The 20205-nt window shown below is 56.5% G+C and carries 18 protein-coding genes; 11 read left to right on the forward strand and 7 right to left on the reverse strand.

Annotated elements, in window-relative coordinates:
- Positions 1-42 precede the first annotated feature (42 nt).
- Both yhdP and tldD read left to right on the forward strand, forming a co-directional pair.
- A complete protein-coding gene (gene yhdP, locus LRS40_RS09380) occupies positions 43-3840 on the forward strand; it encodes an AsmA2 domain-containing protein YhdP (protein ID WP_231313585.1) in 3798 nt (1265 codons plus the stop codon).
- Between the two features lie 86 nt (positions 3841-3926).
- Complete coding sequence (tldD, locus tag LRS40_RS09385; protein WP_142487289.1) at positions 3927-5372, forward strand: metalloprotease TldD; 1446 nt, start codon at positions 3927-3929, stop codon at positions 5370-5372.
- A 37-nt stretch (positions 5373-5409) separates the two neighbouring features.
- On the opposite strand, the gene aaeR is transcribed toward tldD, so the two are convergent.
- Positions 5410-6333 (reverse strand): HTH-type transcriptional activator AaeR, encoded by a 924-nt coding sequence (gene aaeR, locus LRS40_RS09390; RefSeq protein ID WP_142487288.1) that lies wholly within the window; start codon positions 6331-6333, stop codon positions 5410-5412.
- Positions 6334-6510: 177 nt separating this feature from the next.
- Here aaeR and aaeX point away from each other — a divergent pair, with 177 nt between their 5' ends.
- The 5 genes from aaeX (at position 6511) to LRS40_RS09415 (ending at position 11487) form a co-directional block, all read left to right on the forward strand.
- Positions 6511-6714 carry a p-hydroxybenzoic acid efflux pump operon protein AaeX gene (gene aaeX / locus LRS40_RS09395; protein WP_032614553.1) on the forward strand — a complete coding sequence of 68 codons (204 nt, stop codon included), beginning with the start codon at positions 6511-6513 and terminating at the stop codon, positions 6712-6714.
- 7 nt (positions 6715-6721) lie between these two features.
- Positions 6722-7654 (forward strand): p-hydroxybenzoic acid efflux pump subunit AaeA, encoded by a 933-nt coding sequence (aaeA, locus tag LRS40_RS09400; RefSeq protein WP_231313586.1) that lies wholly within the window; start codon positions 6722-6724, stop codon positions 7652-7654.
- A gap of 5 nt (positions 7655-7659) precedes the next feature.
- Positions 7660-9627, forward strand: coding sequence for a p-hydroxybenzoic acid efflux pump subunit AaeB (gene aaeB / locus LRS40_RS09405; RefSeq protein ID WP_142487286.1), 1968 nt, complete (start codon positions 7660-7662; stop codon positions 9625-9627).
- An 87-nt stretch (positions 9628-9714) separates the two neighbouring features.
- Entirely contained in the window at positions 9715-11169 is a 1455-nt protein-coding gene (locus LRS40_RS09410) for an NAD-dependent succinate-semialdehyde dehydrogenase (RefSeq protein WP_142487285.1), read from the forward strand.
- Positions 11170-11214: 45 nt separating this feature from the next.
- Positions 11215-11487, forward strand: coding sequence for a barstar family protein (locus LRS40_RS09415; RefSeq protein WP_142487284.1), 273 nt, complete (start codon positions 11215-11217; stop codon positions 11485-11487).
- A 59-nt stretch (positions 11488-11546) separates the two neighbouring features.
- On the opposite strand, the gene yhcN (LRS40_RS09420) is transcribed toward LRS40_RS09415, so the two are convergent.
- From yhcN (LRS40_RS09420) to argR, 3 genes are all read right to left on the reverse strand, one after another.
- A complete protein-coding gene (gene yhcN / locus LRS40_RS09420) occupies positions 11547-11813 on the reverse strand; it encodes a peroxide/acid stress response protein YhcN (RefSeq protein ID WP_142487283.1) in 267 nt (88 codons plus the stop codon).
- Between the two features lie 113 nt (positions 11814-11926).
- Positions 11927-12190 carry a peroxide/acid stress response protein YhcN gene (yhcN, locus tag LRS40_RS09425; protein WP_142487282.1) on the reverse strand — a complete coding sequence of 88 codons (264 nt, stop codon included), beginning with the start codon at positions 12188-12190 and terminating at the stop codon, positions 11927-11929.
- Between the two features lie 379 nt (positions 12191-12569).
- A complete protein-coding gene (gene argR / locus LRS40_RS09430; RefSeq protein WP_032614540.1) occupies positions 12570-13040 on the reverse strand; it encodes a transcriptional regulator ArgR in 471 nt (156 codons plus the stop codon).
- A gap of 404 nt (positions 13041-13444) precedes the next feature.
- Here argR and mdh point away from each other — a divergent pair, with 404 nt between their 5' ends.
- On the forward strand, positions 13445-14383 hold the full coding sequence (gene mdh / locus LRS40_RS09435; protein ID WP_032614538.1) for a malate dehydrogenase: 939 nt from the start codon (positions 13445-13447) through the stop codon (positions 14381-14383).
- 68 nt (positions 14384-14451) lie between these two features.
- Here mdh and degS read toward each other — a convergent pair whose 3' ends face one another.
- From degS to zapG, 3 genes are all read right to left on the reverse strand, one after another.
- Positions 14452-15519 (reverse strand): outer membrane-stress sensor serine endopeptidase DegS, encoded by a 1068-nt coding sequence (degS, locus tag LRS40_RS09440; RefSeq protein WP_231313587.1) that lies wholly within the window; start codon positions 15517-15519, stop codon positions 14452-14454.
- An 88-nt stretch (positions 15520-15607) separates the two neighbouring features.
- The gene (degQ, locus tag LRS40_RS09445) at positions 15608-16972 is read right to left on the reverse strand and encodes a serine endoprotease DegQ (RefSeq protein WP_156264737.1); all 1365 of its coding nucleotides are present in this window, start codon (positions 16970-16972) and stop codon (positions 15608-15610) included.
- 170 nt (positions 16973-17142) lie between these two features.
- Entirely contained in the window at positions 17143-17541 is a 399-nt protein-coding gene (gene zapG / locus LRS40_RS09450; protein ID WP_142487279.1) for a Z-ring associated protein ZapG, read from the reverse strand.
- A 190-nt stretch (positions 17542-17731) separates the two neighbouring features.
- Between zapG and zapE the strand changes: the two genes are divergently transcribed.
- From zapE to rpsI, 3 genes are all read left to right on the forward strand, one after another.
- The gene (gene zapE, locus LRS40_RS09455) at positions 17732-18856 is read left to right on the forward strand and encodes a cell division protein ZapE (protein ID WP_142487278.1); all 1125 of its coding nucleotides are present in this window, start codon (positions 17732-17734) and stop codon (positions 18854-18856) included.
- A 289-nt stretch (positions 18857-19145) separates the two neighbouring features.
- Positions 19146-19574, forward strand: coding sequence for a 50S ribosomal protein L13 (gene rplM, locus LRS40_RS09460; RefSeq protein ID WP_024551131.1), 429 nt, complete (start codon positions 19146-19148; stop codon positions 19572-19574).
- Positions 19575-19589: 15 nt separating this feature from the next.
- Positions 19590-19982, forward strand: coding sequence for a 30S ribosomal protein S9 (rpsI, locus tag LRS40_RS09465; protein WP_003025138.1), 393 nt, complete (start codon positions 19590-19592; stop codon positions 19980-19982).
- Positions 19983-20205: the final 223 nt, after the last annotated feature.

The following is a 20205-nucleotide window of genomic DNA, read 5'->3' on the forward strand; positions in this document are numbered from 1 at the left end:
CGCAGGTACTGCGAGACAAGAACGGCTGACAAGGAGAGACGCGTGAGGCGACTGCCGGGGATTTTACTGCTTACAGGGGCAACGCTGATCGTGATTGTCGCGCTGCTCGTAAGCGGGCTGCGCCTCATATTGCCGCATCTGGACGCCTGGCGCCCGCAGGTGCTGGAGAAGATTGAATCCGCGACCGGCATGCCCGTCGCGGCCAGCCAGCTCAACGCGAGCTGGCAGAATTTCGGCCCGACTCTTGAAGTGCGCGACATCAACGCGCAGCTGAAAGACGGCGGCCATCTGAAAATCAAACGCGTGACCCTGGCGCTGGACGTGTGGCAAAGCCTGCTGCACCTGCGCTGGCAGTTTCGCGATCTTACCTTTTATCAGCTGCAGTTTCTGACCAACACCCCGCTGCGCAGTGACGACCAGGGCGAAGGCTTCGAGGCCAACCGCGTCAGCGATCTGTTCCTGCGCCAGTTCGATCATTTCGATCTGCGCGACAGTGAAATCAGCTTTATTACTCTCTCAGGACAGCGTGCCGAACTGGCGATCCCTCAGCTTACCTGGCTCAACGGCAAAGAGCGGCACCGTGCGGAAGGCCAGGTCAGCCTCTCCAGCCTGAACGGACAGCATGGCGTGATGCAGGTGCGGATGGATCTGCGTGATGACAAGGGGCTGCTGAATAACGGCAAAGTATGGATGCAGGCCGATGACGTGGACGTCAAACCCTGGCTGGGTGAGTGGGTGCAGCAGAATATGCAGCTGGAAACCGCGCGCTTCAGCATTGAAGGATGGATGACCCTCACCGATGGCCAGTTCGCCAGCGGCGATATCTGGCTGAAGCAGGGGGGCGCCAGCTGGCCGGGGAAGGCGCGCCAGCATCAGCTTTCGGTTGATAATCTGACCGCGCACGTCACCCGCGAGAAAGAGGGCTGGCAGTTCGCCATTCCGGATACCCGCATTACCATGGACGACAAGGCGTGGCCGCGCGGGGCGCTGGCCCTGGCCTGGATCCCCGGGCAGGACGTGGGCGGTGCTAATAACACACGCAGCGACGAGCTGCGCATTCGCGCCAGCAATCTGGAGCTGTCAGGCCTTGAGGGGCTGAGAACCATTGCAGCGAAGCTCTCCCCGTCGCTGGGCGACGTCTGGCAGGCCACCCAGCCGGTGGGAGCGATCAACGCTCTGGCGCTGGATATTCCACTGCAGGAGACGGAAAAAACGCGCTTCAACATCGCCTGGACCGATCTCGCCTGGAAGCAGTGGGAGCTGCTGCCGGGCGCCGAGCATTTCAGCGGCACATTGCAGGGCAGCGTGGAAAATGGCCGCCTGGTGGCCCATATGCGCGATGCGAAAATGCCTTACGAAACCGTCTTCCGCGCCCCGCTGGAGGTGGAGAAAGGCACCGCTACCCTCCACTGGTTGAAGAACGAGAAGGGTTTCCAGCTCGACGGACGTGACATCGACGTGAAAGCCAAAGCGGTGCATGCCCGGGGTGATTTCCGCTATCTGCAGCCGGCTGGCGATGAGCCCTGGCTGGGGATCCTGGCGGGCATCAGCACCGACGATGGATCACAGGCTTGGCGCTATTTTCCTGAAAACCTGATGGGCAAAGCGCTGGTGGACTACCTGAGCGGCGCCATTCAGGGCGGGCAGGCGGATAACGCCACCCTAGTGTATGGCGGTAACCCGCACCTGTTCCCCTACAAGCACAACGAAGGCCAGTTCCAGGTTCTGGTGCCGTTACGCAACGCCACCTACGCCTTCCAGCCTGAGTGGCCGGCGCTGAAAAACCTCGATATTGAGCTTAACTTCATCAACGACGGGTTGTGGATGAAGACCGACGGCGTGGCGCTGGGCGGGGTAAAAGCCAGTAACCTGACCGCAGTGATCCCGGACTATTCGAAAGAAGAGCTGCTGATTGACGCTAATATCAACGGGCCCGGAAAAGCCGTTGGGCCGTACTTTGACGAGACGCCGCTGGATGATTCCCTGGGCGCCACCCTTCAGCAGCTCCAGCTGGATGGCGATGTGAATGCTCGCTTACATCTGGATATCCCGTTCGACGGCACCATGACCACCGCCAAAGGCGACGTCAGGCTGAAGAATAACAGCCTGTTCATCAAGCCGCTGAATAGCACGATCAACAATCTGAGCGGCCAGTTCAGCTTCGTGAATGGCGATCTCAAAAGTGGGCCGCTGACCGCAAGCTGGTTTAATCAGCCGGTGAATATCGACTTCTCCACCACCGAAGGCGCGAAAGCCTATCAGGTGGCCGTGAATCTCGATGCTATCTGGCAGCCTTCGCGGATGGATGTGCTGCCAAAAGTCATCAGCCAGTCGCTGGAAGGCCGCCTGCCGTGGAACGGCAAAGTCGCGATTGAGCTGCCTTATCGTGGCGATGCCCAGTATAAAGTGGATATCAGCGGCGATCTGAAGAACGTCAGCAGCGACCTGCCGTCGCCGCTGGAGAAGAGCGCGGGTGAGCCGCTGCCGGTGAAACTGAACGTCGACGGGGATCTCAACAGCTTTACCCTGACGGGCAATGCCGGTGGTAAGAATCACTTTAACAGCCGCTGGTTGCTGAACCGCAAGCTGACGCTGGATCGCGCCATCTGGACCAGCGACAGCCGCACGCTGCCGCCGCTGCCGGAACAGGCGGGCGTCGAACTCAACCTGCCGCCGATGGATGGCGCCGAGTGGTTAGCCCTGTTCCAGAGCGGCGTCGGGCAAAACGTGGATGAGTCGGCACAGTTCCCGCAACATATCACGGTACGCACTCCGGCCCTGACGCTGGGTGGACAGCAGTGGAATAACCTGAGTATCGTCTCGCAGCCGATCCTGAACGGCTCAAAAGTCGAGGCGCAGGGGCGGGAGATCAACGCCACCCTGCTGATGCGCGACACCGCGCCATGGCAGGCGGCGATCCGCTATCTCTATTACAATCCGGCGAGCGTCACTGCCGGGAAAGGCAATACAGTTTCGCCGTTAGCCAGTACCACGCGGGTTAATTTCAGCAGCTGGCCTGATTTACAGCTGCGCTGCGCCGAGTGCTGGCTGTGGGGGCAGAAGTACGGTCGTATCGATGGCGATTTCACCATTAAGGGCAACACCCTTACCCTGGCGGGCGGACTGATTGATACCGGCTTTGGTCGCCTGACCGCCAACGGCGAGTGGGTGAACGGTGCCGGGGAGCAGCGCACCTCGCTGAAAGGGCAAATCAAAGGCAACAAGCTGGATGCGGCATCAAATTATTTCGGTATCACCACGCCGATTCGAGGTTCGTCGTTTGATCTCGACTACGATCTGCACTGGCGCGACCAGCCGTGGAAGCCTGACGAAGCCACGCTGAACGGCATTCTGAAGACCCGGTTAGGCAAAGGTGAAATAGCGGATCTGAGCACCGGCCATGCGGGGCAGCTGCTGCGTCTGCTCAGCTTCGACGCTCTGCTGCGCAAGCTGCGCTTTGACTTCAGCGATACCTTTAATGAAGGATTCTACTTTGACTCTATCCGCAGCACCGCGTGGATTAAGGATGGGGTTCTGCACACGGATGATACGCTGGTCGACGGGCTGGAGGCGGATATTGCCATGAAAGGCTCCGTCAATCTGGTGCGTCGAGAACTGGATATGGAAGCGGTGGTGGCACCGGAAATCTCCGCCACCGTTGGCGTGGCAGCAGCCTTCGCCGTTAACCCGATTGTCGGCGCGGCGGTGTTTGCCGCCAGTAAAGTGCTGGGGCCGCTGTGGAGCAAAGTCTCTATTCTGCGCTACCACATCACCGGCCCGGTCGATAAACCGCAGATTAATGAAGTGCTGCGTCAGCCACGCAAAGATGCACAGCAATGATTTGACGCGGGCAATTAATTGCCTCACTCTCAATAGATAAGATCTTAGATACGTCCTGTGGACGGCAACGAACGAGTAGCAAAACGATGAGTCTGAACCTGGTAAGTGAACATCTGCTGGCAGCGAACGGCCTGAGCCATCAGGACCTGTTTTCCATTCTTGGTCAACTGACCGAACGCCGTCTCGACTACGGCGATCTCTACTTTCAGTCGAGCTATCACGAATCCTGGGTTTTAGAAGACAGCATCATCAAAGATGGCTCTTATAACATCGACCAGGGCGTTGGTGTCCGCGCCGTTAGCGGTGAGAAAACCGGTTTTGCCTATGCGGACCAGATTAGCCTGACTGCTCTGCAGCAGAGCGCGCAGGCAGCACGTACCATCGTGCGCGACAGCGGTGATGGTCGGGTGAAAACCCTGGGCGAAGTGCAGCACTCTGCGCTCTACACCAGCGTCGATCCGCTGCAAAGCATGAGCCGCGAAGAGAAGCTGGATATTCTGCGTCGGGTAGACAAAGTCGCCCGTGCGGAAGATAAGCGCGTGCAGGAAGTCTCTGCCAGCCTGAGTGGCGTATATGAGTTGATTCTGGTGGCGGCAACCGACGGCACCCTGGCCGCCGACGTGCGTCCGCTGGTCCGTCTCTCCGTCAGCGTGCTGGTGGAAGAGGACGGCAAACGCGAGCGTGGCTCCAGCGGCGGCGGCGGTCGTTTCGGTTACGAGTGGTTCCTGAACCCGGTTGAGGGCGAAGTGCGCGCCGACGCCTGGGCGAAAGAGGCGGTGCGAATGGCGCTGGTCAATCTCTCTGCCGTCGCGGCACCTGCGGGTACTCTGCCGGTGGTTCTGGGCGCAGGCTGGCCTGGCGTGCTGCTGCACGAAGCGGTGGGTCACGGGCTGGAAGGCGACTTCAACCGTCGCGGCACCTCGGTCTTCAGCGGCCATATGGGCGAGCTGGTGGCCTCTGAGCTTTGCACCGTGGTGGATGATGGCACCATGACCGATCGTCGTGGCTCGATCTCCATCGATGATGAAGGAACGCCGGGTCAGTACAACGTCCTGATCGAGAACGGTATCCTGAAGGGCTACATGCAGGACAAACTGAATGCGCGCCTGATGGGTGTGGCGCCAACCGGTAACGGCCGTCGCGAATCTTACGCGCACCTGCCGATGCCGCGTATGACCAACACCTATATGCTGGCGGGTAAATCCACGCCGCAGGAGATCATCGAGTCGGTTGAATATGGCATCTACGCGCCAAACTTCGGTGGCGGCCAGGTGGATATCACCTCCGGTAAATTTGTCTTTTCAACCTCAGAAGCCTATCTGATTGAGAAGGGCAAAGTGACCAAAGCGGTGAAAGGGGCGACCCTGATTGGCTCCGGCATCGAAGCGATGCAGCAGATCTCGATGGTCGGTAACGATCTGAAGCTGGATAACGGCGTCGGCGTCTGCGGTAAAGAGGGCCAGAGCCTGCCGGTGGGCGTCGGTCAGCCGACCCTGAAGGTGGATAACCTCACCGTCGGCGGTACCGCATAATTCCCCTTCCGAAATACCCTCTCCCTGTGGGAGAGGGTTATTCCTTCCTTCCCCGCATCTCCTGAAACAGCGCCGCCACCTGCACGAAATAATCCGTCAGATAGTTAATGCACACCTGCACCTTCAGCGGCAGTTTGTCCTTTTCGGTATAGACCGCATAAACCGGGCGCGGGTCCGACTGATAGCGCGGGAAGAGGATCTCCAGCTCGCCGCTGTTGATCTCGTTGATCACCCACATCAGCGGGACGTAAGCGATCCCGGCCCCGGCCACCAGCCAGCGGGAGATCGTCATCGGATCGTTGGTAACAAAGCGCCCCTGCGGCAGCAGTTTTGTCGAGAGCCCTTCCGGCGCGACCAGCTCAAATTCATTATCCGGGCGCACGCTATACTCCAGCCAGGCGTGATTACTGAGATCCGCCGGCTTCTCCGGGCTCCCCGCTCTGGCGAGATACTTTTTCGCCGCGCATACCACCATCGGCATACTGCCCAGGCGGCGGGAAAAGAGGCTGGAGTCCTGCAACGCCCCGACCCGGATCACCACATCCAGCCCGTCGGCAATCAGATCCGGGGCGGGAATACCAGTGACCAGATTGACCGTCAGCCCCGGGTACTCCTGCAACATGTCAGCGGTCATTCCGGCCAGCACATTTTGTGCCATAGTTGAAGAGCACCCGATACGCAGCGTACCGATGGGAGTGTTGTTGAAGGCGTAAAGTTGCTCATGCACCGATTGGGCCTCATACAACATCCGCCGACAGCCCTGATAATAGATTTTGCCGGCTTCGGTTAGACCAAGGCTGCGGGTGCTGCGGTTGAGGAGTTTCACCTGGAGGTCATCTTCCAGTTTGGCGACGGTCTGACTGATTGACGAGACGCTCATTTGTAGTTGCCTGGCCGCGGCTGTGAAGGAGCCCAGCTCAACGACTTTGGCAAAAACTGACATCCGTTTTAGACGTTCCATTATTCACTCTGGCTTAAAAGTGATTTAGATCACATATGATAGATAACAGCATAACAGTTACGCTAATATATTATTAATACATTATAGCTACGCCACTCTCGCCCGGCTTTTCTTGCCCCTTCTGCGGTGCCGTATGCTGAATAATTCTTTCGCCTGCTCGCTCTAATCAAGGTCAACATGAGTCTGTTTCCCGTTATCGTGGTGTTCGGATTATCGTTCCCCCCGATATTCTTCGAACTTCTTTTATCACTGGCGATTTTTTGGCTGGTGCGAAAGGTGCTGGCTCCTACCGGGATCTATGATTTCGTCTGGCACCCTGCATTGTTCAATTCCGCGCTGTATTGCTGCCTGTTCTATCTGGTATCGCGCCTGTTTGTTTGAGGTAGATGTGAAAACGCTAACAAGAAAAATCTCCCGTACCGCCATTACCCTGGCTCTGGTTATCCTCGCGTTCATCGCTATTTTTCGCGCGTGGGTTTATTACACCGAGTCGCCCTGGACGCGCGATGCGCGCTTTAGCGCCGACATCGTCGCCATTGCTCCGGACGTGGCGGGCCTGATCACTGCCGTCAATGTGCATGACAACCAGCTGGTAAAAAAGGATCTGGTGCTGTTCACCGTCGATCAGCCTCGCTATCAGAAATCGCTGGAAGAAGCGGAGGCGGATGTCGCCTACTACCAGGCGCTGGCTGCGGAGAAACGCCGTGAGGCGGGGCGCCGTAATCAGCTGGGGGTGCAGGCGATGTCCCGCGAGGAGATCGATCAATCCAACAACGTGCTGCAAACCGTGCTGCATCAGCTGGCGAAGGCCGAAGCCACGCGCGATCTGGCGAAGCTCGATCTTGAGCGTACCGTGATCCGCGCGCCGTCCGACGGCTGGGTGACCAACCTCAATGTCTATACCGGGGAATTTATTACCCGCGGCTCCACCGCCGTGGCGCTGGTCAAACAGCACTCCTTCTATGTGCTCGCCTATATGGAAGAGACCAAGCTGGAGAACGTCCGTCCGGGCTATCGGGCGGAAATCACCCCGCTGGGCAGCAACCGTGTCCTGAAAGGGACGGTCGACAGCGTGGCGGCAGGGGTGACCAACTCCAGCGCCACCCGCGACAGCAAAGGGATGGCGACCGTCGACTCCAATCTTGAGTGGGTGCGTCTGGCGCAGCGCGTGCCGGTGCGTATTCGACTGGATGAACAGCAGGGCAACCTGTGGCCTGCGGGCACCACCGCCACGGTGGTGATCACCGGTGAGAAAGATCGGGACGCCAGCCATGACTCGCTGTTCCGCAAAATTGCCCACCGCCTGCGTGAGTTTGGTTAATCGCCATGGGCATCTTCTCCATCGCCAATCAGCACCTGCGCTTTGCGATTAAGCTGGCCTTCGCCATCGTGCTGGCGCTGTTCGTTGGCTTTCACTTTCAGCTGGAAACGCCCCGCTGGGCAGTACTGACCGCGGCGATTGTCGCCGCAGGCCCGGCCTTTGCGGCGGGCGGGGAACCTTACTCCGGCGCAATACGCTATCGCGGGATGCTGCGTATTGTCGGCACCTTTATTGGCTGTATCGCCGCGCTGACCATCGTCATTCTGATGATCCGCACCCCGCTGCTGATGCTGATGGTGTGCTGTATCTGGGCCGGTTTTTGCACCTGGATCTCCTCCCTTGTACGTGTGGAAAACTCTTACGCCTGGGGCCTTTCCGGCTATACCGCGCTGATCATTATCATCACCATTCAGACCAACCCGCTGCTGGCGCCGCAGTTTGCCGTGGAGCGCTGCAGTGAGATCGTGATGGGGATTGTCTGTGCGATCGTGGCGGATCTGCTGTTCTCCCCCCGCTCCATTAAGCAGGAGGTGGATCGCGAGCTGGATGCGCTGATCGTCGCCCAGTATCAGCTGATGCAGCTGTGCATTAAGCATGGCGACAGTGAAGAGGTCGATAACGCCTGGAGTGCGCTGGTGCGACGTACCACCGCGCTGGAAGGGATGCGCAGCAACCTCAATATGGAGTCGTCGCGCTGGTCGCGAGCCAACCGCCGCCTGAAGGCGCTCAATACCGTCTCCTTAACGCTGATCACCCAGGCCTGCGAAACCTATCTGATCCAGAATACCCGCCCCGAAGCGATCACTGATACCTTCCGGGAGCAGTTTGCCACCCCCGTTGCCACCGTGCAGGATGTGCATAAACAGCTCAAAAGGATGCGGCGAGTCATCGCCTGGACCGGCGAGCGTGATACTCCGGTCACCATCTATACCTGGGTTGGGGCGGCGACGCGCTACCTGCTCCTCAAGCGTGGCGTTATCGGCAATACCAAAATCAGCGCCACCGAAGAGGAAGTCCTGCAGGGCGAGGTAGTGGTCAAAGCCGAGTCGGCGGAACGTCACCATGCGATGGTCAACTTCTGGCGCACCACGCTCGCCTGTATGCTCGGGACGCTGTTCTGGCTATGGACCGGCTGGACCTCCGGCAGCGGTGCGATGGTGATGATCGCCGTGGTCACTTCGCTGGCGATGCGTCTTCCCAATCCGCGGATGGTGGCGCTCGATTTTCTCTACGGCACCCTGGCAGCACTGCCGCTTGGGGCCTTCTATTTCCTGGTGGTTCTGCCCTCGACCCAGCAAAGCATGCTATTGCTCTGTATCAGTCTTGCCGTAATGGCCTTCTTTATTGGTATAGAGGTACAGAAGCGACGCCTGGGCTCGCTCGGGGCGCTGGCCAGCACCATCAATATTCTGGTGCTGGATAATCCGATGACGTTCCACTTCAGCCAGTTTCTCGACAGCGCGCTGGGGCAGATTGTCGGCTGTTTCCTCGCGATGATGGTCATTCTGCTGGTGCGTGATAACTCGCAGGCCCGCACCGGACGCGTGCTGCTGAACCAGTTTGTTTCTGCCGCCGTCTCTGCGATGACCACCAACACCGCCCGGCGCAAAGAGAACCATCTGCCCGCGCTCTATCAGCAGCTGTTTTTACTGCTGACCAAATTCCCGGGCGACATCGCCAAATTCCGTCTGGCCCTGACCCTGATCATCGCCCACCAGCGTCTGCGCAATGCGCCGGTGCCGGTTAATGACGATCTCTCGGCGTTCCACCGCCAGCTGCGGCGCACTGCCGATCATGTCATTTCGGCCACCAGTGACGATAAGCGGCGCCGCTATTTTGCTCAGCTGCTTGAGGAGCTGGACATCTACCAGGAAAAACTGCGCATCTGGGAGGCACCGCGACAGGTGACCGAACCGGTGCAGCGGCTGGTGGGGATGCTGCATCGCTACCAGAATGCACTCACCGACAGCTGATCCTCCTGAAAACCGACGCCGTAAGCGTCGGTTTTTTTGTGACTATACTTATTCGGGCAAGTACTTAAACCCGGAATGGGAGGATACATGACTACCCAGGCTCTTCAGGACAGTGCGCTATTTCAGACAGGATATCTGGTTGATGGCGTATGGAAAACGCTCGACACCACATTCGATGTACTTAACCCGGCCACCGGCGAGGCGATCGCTAAAGTGGCAAAAGCGGGCACCAAAGAGACCGAAGAAGCTATCGCCGCCGCAAGCCGTGCTTTTCCGGCCTGGCGGGCCAGAACCGCAAAAGAGCGCTCGACCATTCTCTATCGCTGGTATGAATTAATCATTGAAAACAAGCAGTGGCTTGGACAACTGATGACCACCGAGCAGGGCAAACCGCTGAAAGAGGCGGAAGGCGAGGTTGAGTATGCGGCCAGCTTTATTCAGTGGTTCGCCGAGCAGGCCAAACGCGCCAACGGCGAAATCATTCCCCCGGTTAAACCCGGCTCCCGCATTCTGGCCACCCGCGAACCGGTTGGCGTGGTGGCGGCCATCACGCCGTGGAACTTCCCGATGGCGATGCTGACCCGCAAGCTGGGTCCGGCGCTGGCAGCAGGCTGCACCGGGGTGATCAAACCAGCTAACAATACGCCGCTCAGCGCTTTTGCACTGCTGACCCTTGCCAAAAAAGCGGGCGTCCCGGACGGTGTACTCAATGCGGTGGCGGGCAACACCTCTGAGATAAGCGATGCGATCATGGCCAGCCATGAAGTGCGCAAAATCTCCTTTACCGGCTCGACGGCGGTCGGCAAAACGCTGGTGCGCAATGCCGCCGAGACAATGAAAAAAGTCTCGATGGAGCTGGGCGGGAATGCGCCTTATATCGTCTTCGACGATGCCGATATTGATGCTGCGGTAAAAGGAGCCATCGCCAACAAATTCCGCAATGCGGGCCAGGTCTGCGTCAGCGTTAACCGTTTCTATATTCAGGAGTCAGTGTATGACGCCTTCGTCAGCCAGCTCGCCGCCGCCGTCAACGACTTAAAAGTGGGTAACGGCCTGGAGGAGGGCACCGTTGTCGGTCCGCTGATTGAACCTGCCGCAGTGAAAAAAGTGCGCGAGCATGTCGAGGACGCGGTCGCCAAAGGGGCGACGGTACTGGCAGGGGGCAAGGCGCACGATCTGGGCGGCAATTTCTGGCAGCCGACGGTATTGGGCGATTGCCATGAAGGGATGGCGCTGGCCAGCGAAGAGACCTTTGGGCCCGTGGCGGCCTGCTTCCGTTTCACCTCGGAAGAGGAAGTGATTCAGCGCGCCAATAATACGCCCTTTGGTCTGGCCGCCTATTTCTATACCCAGAATCTGCAGCGGGTGTTCCGCGTTTCGCAGGCCATTGAGAGCGGGATGATCGGGATTAACGAATGCGCGGTCTCCACCGAGCTGGGGCCGTTTGGTGGGGTAAAAGAGTCAGGGCTGGGTCGTGAGGGCTCTGTACTGGGACTGGAGGAGTTCCTTGAAGTGAAAACCCTGCATATCGGGGGATTATAATCGGCAGGGCGGCATCAGCCGCCCGCCTGGACGGGGTGGCGGGAAATGAATATTTATACCTTTGATTTTGATGAAATCGACAGTCAGGAAGACTTTTACCGTGAGTTTTCACGTACCTTTGGCATCGCGCGCGAGAGTGTGACCAACCTGGATTCTTTATGGGAGATCGTCACCGGCAATCAGCTGCCGCTGCCGCTTGAAATCGAGTTTACCCATTTGCCGGAGAAGCTGCGCAGACGCTTCGGCGCGCTGATCCTGCTGTTTGATGAGGCGGAAGAGGAGCTGGAAGGCCAGATCCGCTTTAACGTTCGCCCGTAAAAAGGCAAAAAAAAGCCCCTGCGAAGCAGGGGCAAGTCGTAGTTCAATACGACGAGGGTTTATTTGTACAGCTCAGCGGTTGCATGCCAGTGGTCACCGGTATTCAGCTCGGTAACGCGATAGCTGCTGGCACCCGCTTTTTCAGCTTTTGCTGCCAGGGCCTGACGGATATCCATCGGGGAACCGGCAACTTCGGTAACGCCTACGCTACCCATTGATTGCAGGCCTTGTGCTTGTTCCGCAGTAACCTGATGCACAGCTGCGCTGGCACCGAATGAGAGAACGGAAGCTAAACCAAGGGTGGCGATAATTAATTTAGTGTTCATAGTCTTTACTCCTTACAGGGCACATTCAACGACCAGAAGGGTTGTGCTGCTATTTTTATACCTGGTGTCGTTGAACTGAGATAACGGGTATATCGGATATTGCTCGGTACGGCTTATTTGTACAGCTCAGCAGTAGCATGCCAGTGGTCACCGGTACGCGCTTCGATAACGCGATAGGAGGAGGCACCCTGTTCCTGCGCTTTCTTGTTCAGCATCTGATTCATGTCCATCGGAGAAGTACCGACTGCACCAACAGAAACGGTACCAATTGACTCACGGGACTGAGCCTGATCGGCGTTAATCGCATCGGCGGCAAAAGCACCGAAAGACAGAACAGAGAGAATGCTTAATGTGGCTACGGTAGTTTTGATTTTCATGATTTTCTTCCTCGTCATATTCTTTACTGGGGTCTTCGTTTCGTGACCCTCATCACAAAATCAAGTATACACTAATAACGGCAAAAATTAATACCATGCTAATTGTTTCTCGTGAAATTACGTATTAAGAAGATAGATTTTTATAACTGATAGGAATAAAAAAGGCTTGGTTAAACGCGTGGTATCGATTTATTTCCATTAAAATCATGGGGATGAGGTGATTTGATTATTTGTGCGGTCGCGCAGCGGATCATCCACTGTATGAATGAATTGAACCAGAAAAACGCACTATTTGTTAAATCACAGATAACAGAATGTAAGGGGAAACGAGGCGGGAGCCGAAGATTCCCCGCTGCGCGACCGCAGCAGGGCAGGGGGATCAGAGTTCCTGTTCGAACAACACCAGAATGGCTTCGTAGAGATCTTTCACCGAGAAACCATTGGCCGGGGTAGTGAAGATGGTATCGTCCCCGGCGATAGTGCCGAGAATACCTTCTGCTTTGCCGAGCGAGTCGAGCAGACGTGCAATCAGCTGGGCTGCGCCCGGGCTGGTGTGGATCACCACCACGGCATCGTTATAGTCGATATCCAGCACCAGATTCTTCAGCGGGCTTGAAGTTGTCGGTACGCCCAGCTCAGCAGGCAGACAGTAAACCATCTCCATTTTGGCGTTGCGGGTACGCACCGCGCCAAATTTGGTTAACATGCGGGAGACTTTCGACTGGTTGATATTTTCGAAGCCTTCTTCCTGTAAGGCCTGGACGATCTCACCCTGAGAACTAAACTTTTCTTCTTTAAGCAGCGCTTTAAACGCCTTAACCAATTCTTCTTGTTTAGAAGAGATTCGCATAAATCACCCGAAATATAGCGGTAGAAGCAACATTATTATGCACATGGATGAATTTTTATGCAAACTATCTGCCCAATCTTAGGCTGAAATAATGTTATGAAAGGGAGTGATTTTATCAAATTTCGTTATCAAGGAACATGCCTGCGTCACGCCTCGCAAATAAGGTTAAAAGTAAATTAAATGTTATCAAATTGATGTTGTTTTGGTGGCTGGCGAGGGTGTATTGTAATCCCCTCTTAATTCGTTGCTTAGTTATCGCATAACGCCCGATAGTCTTCCGGCAGAGGCGAAAAGCGCGTGACCGCTAATTCTCACATTATGAAGATTGTAATTATTGATCTGCTGAATTAAGGTCGCCGCGACGGAGTAACAGAAAGTTAGCTCACCATAATAAGGAGTTTAGGATGAAAGTCGCAGTCCTCGGCGCTGCTGGCGGTATCGGCCAGGCGCTTGCCCTACTACTGAAAACTCAGCTGCCTGCAGGCTCAGAACTCTCTCTGTACGACATCGCCCCGGTAACCCCTGGTGTGGCGGTTGACCTGAGCCACATCCCGACGGCTGTCAAAATCAAAGGCTTCTCCGGTGAAGATGCGCGCCCGGCGCTCGAAGGCGCAGACGTTGTGCTGATCTCCGCAGGCGTGGCGCGTAAGCCTGGTATGGATCGTTCCGACCTGTTCAACGTGAATGCGGGTATCGTTAAGAACCTGATTCAGCAGGTAGCAACAACTTGCCCGAAAGCCTGCATCGGTATCATCACTAACCCGGTTAACACCACCGTGGCTATCGCAGCAGAAGTGCTGAAAAAAGCGGGCGTGTATGACAAGAACAAACTGTTTGGCGTGACCACGCTGGACATCATCCGCTCCAACACCTTTGTGGCGGAACTGAAAGGCAAGCAGCCAACCGAGCTCGAAGTGCCGGTTATCGGCGGCCACTCTGGCGTGACCATTCTGCCACTGCTGTCCCAGATCCCAGGCGTCAGCTTCACCGAGCAGGAAGTGGCTGACCTGACCAAACGCATCCAGAACGCTGGCACCGAAGTGGTGGAAGCGAAGGCGGGTGGCGGCTCTGCAACCCTCTCTATGGGTCAGGCTGCAGCACGTTTCGGTCTGTCTCTGGTGCGCGCCCTGCAGGGCGAGCAAGGCGTGGTGGAATGTGCGTACGTTGAAGGCGACGGCGAGCACGCGCGCTTCTTCTCTCAGCCGCTGCTGCTGGGTAAAAACGGTATCGAAGAGCGTAAATCTATCGGCACCCTGAGCGCGTTCGAGCAGCAGGCGATGGCCGGTATGCTGGACACGCTGAAGAACGATATCGTCCTGGGCGAAGAGTTCGTTAACAAGTAAGCGACTCGCTTCCCGTCAGGGCAATAAAAAACCGGAGCCAATGCTCCGGTTTTTTTATGTCTGCTGACTCAGTTGGTGGCCGGGTATTCCTGAATGGTCACCTGCAGCGTCAGTTTCTTATCATCCCGCATCACTTCCACCGGAATGATGGAGCCAGGCCTGATTTCAGCCACCTGATCCATGGTCTCGAGAGCCGATATCGCCGGTTTACCGTTCACCGAGACGATAACGTCGTTGACCTTGATGCCCGCTTCCGCCGCCGGACCGCCAGAGGTGACTTCGTTCACTACAATCCCCTGAATCTGGTCGATGCCGCCACCCTGGGTATGCAGCGGAGCAATCTCACGCCCGCCAATGCCAATGTAGCCACGGATAACCCGTCCATCGCGAATGAGCTTATCCATAATCTTGTTGGCCAGCTGGAACGGGATGGCGAAGCCGATGCCTTCGGGGGTTTCCCCATCGTTGCTCTTATCAAACGAGAGGGTATTGATGCCCATCAGTTCGCCCAGCGAGTTCACCAGCGCGCCGCCGGAGTTACCGTGGTTGATGGAGGCATCCGTCTGCAGGAAGTTCTGCCGCCCGGAGGGGTTCAGGCCAATACGCCCCGTCGCGCTAATAATCCCCTGGGTGATGGTCTGCCCGAGGTTATAGGGGTTACCGATCGCCAGCACCACGTCGCCAATATGCGGGGTACGTTTACGGTTGATGGGGATGACGGGCAGGCCGCCCGTGGCGGTGATTTTGAGGACCGCCAGATCCGTCAGGCTGTCGGAGCCGACCAGCAGGGCTTCAAAGACGCGGCCATCCTGCAGCGCAACGATGATCTGATCGGCATCGTTGATCACATGTTTGTTAGTAATGATGTAGCCGCGTTCATCCATAATTACCCCGGAGCCCAGAGTGCGGATCTCCAGCTGATTATGGCTGGTGCTGTTCAGCCCACGGTTATAGACGTTAACCACCGCAGGGGCGGCGCGGCGTACTGCCTGATTGTAACTGGCAGGCGTTTCATCTGCGCTGTCAAACTGCGGCGCAGCCAGCTGATTAAACTGACGTAAAGAGGGCATCGCGGCCAGTAACAGGCCACCTACAACCAGGCCGATGGCGACCGAACGAATGAGCTTTAAAACCATGATACGGGCGTCGTTAAGGGAAGATCGCAAGCAGCATAGCATGACTTATCCGGACATCACACGGGGTGATGTCCGGACGCGTACAGGCTTAACGCAGCAGAATATAGAGTGTGTCGTTGCCGCGCACGATCTGCAGGGCAATAACGGTAGGTTTACTTTCCAGCACTTTGCGCATTTCGGCGATGGACTGCACGCGAACGCGGTTCACCCCGACGATCACATCATTCTCATGCAGACCGGCCTGCGCGGCAGGGCTGCTTTTCTCGACGCTGTCGAGAGTGATGCCTTTGGTACCGTCTTTTAACTGCCCGTCGCTTAAGGTCGCCCCCTGCAGTGCCGGGGCAATCATCTCTGCGCTGGCCGAAGATGAGGTGCTTTTATCCAGCGTGACCTGTAGATCCAGCGGTTTGCCGTCACGCAAAATGCCGAGCTTAACCGTGGCACCCGGCTCCGTGGTGGCAATACGCGAGCGCAGTTCGGCAAAACTGCTTAACGGTTTATCATTCAGGCTAACGATCACGTCCCCGGATTTGACCCCCGCTTTTGCCGAGCCGGAATTCGGTATCACTTCGCTGACGAAAGCGCCGCGCTGAACGTTCAGGTTGAACGCTTTGGCAATATCTGCGCTCATTTCCGTGCCTTTAATGCCCAGCAGCCCGCGCTTCACTTCACCAAACTCAATCAGCTGCTGTGCCAGGGTGCGGGCCATGTTGCTGGGAATCGCAAAACCAATCCCCACGCTGCCGCCGCCAGGCGCCAGAATGGCGGTGTTAATGCCGATCAGCTCCCCGTTCAGGTTCAGCAGCGCGCCGCCGGAGTTGCCGCGGTTAATGGAGGCGTCGGTCTGGATAAAGTTTTCCAGACCCTCAAGGTTTAGGCCACTGCGGCCCAGCGCAGAGACGATGCCGGAGGTAGCCGTCTGGCCCAGACCGAAAGGATTACCGACCGCGACGGCGAAATCCCCAACGCGCAGCTTATCGGAATCGGCGATGGCGATTTGCGTCAGGCCGGTTGGGTTCTGTAACTGCAGCAGGGCGATATCGCTCTGATCGTCCCCGCCAATCAGTTTGGCGTCAAACTCCCGCCCATCGTTCATCTGGACGCTAATTTTATCGGCATGACTGATAACGTGGTTATTGGTCAGCACGTAGCCTTTCGCGGCATCGATCACCACGCCGGAGCCTAGCCCTTCAAAAGGCTGCGCCTGGTCGGGGGCATCGTCGCCAAAATACTTTTTCAACTCTTCCGGGATGCGCTGGCTTTGCACGGCGGTGCCTTCGACCTGCACGCTGACCACCGCGGGCAGGACTTTTTCCAGCATCGGCGCAAGGCTCGGAAGCGCGGCCTGGCCCGGAACCTGTGAAGGGATGGCTGCCGCCGCTGGATACGATGCCGACAGCGATAATCCGATACTCAATGCTAACGCGCTCAACAGCTGATTTTTTTTGTTCATTTATGCTGGCTCTCGCAACCTGGAATGGAGGAATAACGGCCCTGAAACAGTCTGATGTTATTGAATTTTAAAACGCTGAACAATGAGGTGTTTGACTAAATAATAGCTGGGGTCGGGAAGAAAGGACGGGCGCAATAGCTGCGCCCGTAAAATTTATTTGCGATGTGCGATTAATCGCGCTTTGCGCCACCGCGCAGCAGGCCGGATGCGCCTTCGGAGTAGTCACGTGGCATCTGCACTGGCGCCTGATCGTTACCGGCTTCGGACTCTGCCAGACGGTTGCGGAACGGGTTGTTCTCTGCGCTCATCTCCGGCAGCAGGCTGCTGGAGCTTTTCGCCATGTGCTGGTAAAGCTTGCGGTAATCATGAGCCATGTTGTCCAGCAGCTCGGCGCTCTGGGCAAAGTGGTTTACCAGCTCTTCACGATACTCATCCAGTTCAGCTTTGTTCTTTTCCAGTTCGTACTGCAACGCCTGTTGCTGGCGCAATTTGCGATTTCCAAAACGCATGGCCACGGCACCGATAGCGATGCCGACGACTAAACCAATTAGCGCATATTCCCAGGTCATGAACTTCTCCCGTTGTCTTGTGGTTCCGTAGGGTATTGGCTCGGCTTCATGCCTGTGCCTGATTATGCCACTATAACCGCTATTTCCTTAGAAGTGGAATCCCACCGCATCATCGCGTACTGTAGAACGGCCTTTTTTTCGCCAACTGAACAGGCTGGCGGGTATTAATTGAAGGAATAACAATAAGATTATGCAAAGCCTTTCCCCAACATCGCGTTACCAACAGGCCCTGAACGAGGGCTCCCACCAGCCAGATGATGTACAGCATGAAGCGGTAAGGCGTCTGGACAGCATCTGGCAGGCGCTGACCACCCAGCCGGCCGAAGCCGCGCCTGCTGGGGGACTCAAAGCCGCGTTTGGGCGGTTATTGGGGAAGAAAGCGCCGCAGAGCGTCACGCCGGTACGCGGCTTATATATGTGGGGAGGGGTCGGACGCGGCAAAACCTGGCTGATGGATCTGTTCTATCAGAGCCTGCCGGGAACGCGTAAGCAGCGCCTGCATTTTCACCGCTTTATGCTGCGGGTACATGAAGAGCTGACGGCCCTGCAGGGACAGAGCGATCCGCTGGATATCGTTGCCGAGCGTTTCAAAGCCGAAACCGACGTGCTGTGCTTCGATGAGTTTTTTGTCTCTGACATTACCGACGCCATGCTGCTGGGCGGGCTGATGAAAGCGCTGTTTGCTCGCGGCATTACGCTGGTAGCAACCTCCAACATCCCACCGGATGAGCTGTACCGTAACGGTCTGCAACGCGCCCGCTTCCTGCCCGCGATCGATGCGATAAAAGCGCATTGCGACATTATGAATGTGGATGCCGGCGTCGATTATCGCCTGCGCACCCTGACCCAGGCCCATCTGTGGATTTCACCGTTAAACGATGACACGCAACAGCAGATGAACAAACTGTGGCTGGCGCTGGCCGGGGCCGAGCGTGATAACGCCGCCGTGCTGGAGGTGAACCATCGCCCACTGCAAACCCTGGGCGTTGTCAATCAAACCCTCGCGGTGTCGTTTGCCACCCTGTGTGTCGATGCCCGCAGCCAGCACGACTATATTGCGCTCTCGCGCCTGTTCCATACGGTGATGTTGTTCGATGTGCCAGTGATGACCACGCTGATGGAGAGCGAAGCCCGACGCTTTATCGCGCTGGTTGATGAGTTTTACGAACGCCACGTCAAGCTGGTGGTGAGCGCCGCCGTCCCTTTATATGAGATCTATCAGGGGGAGCGACTAAAGTTTGAGTTCCAGCGCTGCCTGTCGCGCCTGCAGGAGATGCAAAGCGAAGAGTACCTGAAGCGCGAACACATGCCATAAATGCCATCCTCGAAACACCCATTAGCCGGGTAGGACGCAGCCGCCACCCGGCTTTTCGACCTGCCCGGAAAAACCCGCGTCAAATCACAATTAGGGGTCGACCTTTACCCCCGACTTCTCTATAATCTTGCGACCCCACGTTACAAGAAGGTTTTTTTCCCAAAACTTTCTCTGCGCCGGCATAGGCTATTCGAAGGGGTAGGTTTGCTGGACAATGTCGTGTGAACCTCAACTACTAAACGTTTGGGTGTTCACCAACGTGTAACTTATTTATTTGGGTAAGCTTTTAATGAAAACTTTTACAGCTAAACCAGAAACCGTAAAACGCGACTGGTATGTTGTTGACGCGACCGGTAAAACTCTGGGCCGTCTGGCTACCGAACTGGCTCGTCGCCTGCGCGGTAAGCACAAAGCGGAATACACTCCGCACGTAGATACCGGTGATTACATCATCGTTCTGAACGCTGACAAAGTTGCTGTAACCGGCAACAAGCGTACTGACAAAGTGTACTATCACCACACCGGCCACATCGGCGGTATCAAACAAGCGACCTTTGAAGAGATGATTGCCCGCCGTCCTGAGCGTGTGATTGAAATCGCGGTTAAAGGCATGCTGCCAAAAGGCCCGCTGGGTCGTGCTATGTACCGTAAACTGAAAGTTTACGCAGGTAACGAGCACAACCACGCGGCACAGCAACCGCAAGTTCTTGACATCTAATCGGGATTATAGGCAATGGCTGAAAATCAATACTACGGCACTGGTCGCCGCAAAAGCTCCGCCGCTCGCGTGTTCATCAAACCGGGCAGTGGTAAAATCGTTATCAACCAACGTTCTCTGGAACAGTACTTCGGTCGTGAAACTGCCCGCATGGTAGTTCGTCAGCCGCTGGAACTGGTCGACATGGTTGAGAAACTGGATCTGTACATCACTGTTAAAGGTGGTGGTATCTCTGGTCAGGCTGGTGCGATCCGTCACGGTATCACCCGCGCTCTGATGGAGTACGACGAGTCCCTGCGTGGCGAACTGCGTAAAGCTGGCTTCGTTACTCGTGACGCGCGTCAGGTTGAACGTAAGAAAGTCGGCCTGCGTAAAGCACGTCGTCGTCCACAGTTCTCCAAGCGTTAATTGGTTTCTGCTTCGGCAGACAACAATTGGCGAAAAACCCGCTTCGGCGGGTTTTTTTATGGGTAACGTTCAGGTTATCCACATGCAGACATCCTTTGTGACCTCTTTTTCCGCATTTCCAGAATCCCCTCACCACAAAGGCCGCAAAATCTGGTAAACTATCATCCACTTTTCTGTCCAAATAACGGTGAATGCTCGATTTTTGTTCTCTTTTTGAACAAGA

The sequence above is a fragment of the Leclercia sp. G3L genome (assembly GCF_021117075.1).
In the GTDB taxonomy this organism is placed as follows: Bacteria; Pseudomonadota; Gammaproteobacteria; order Enterobacterales; family Enterobacteriaceae; genus Enterobacter; species Enterobacter adecarboxylatus_C.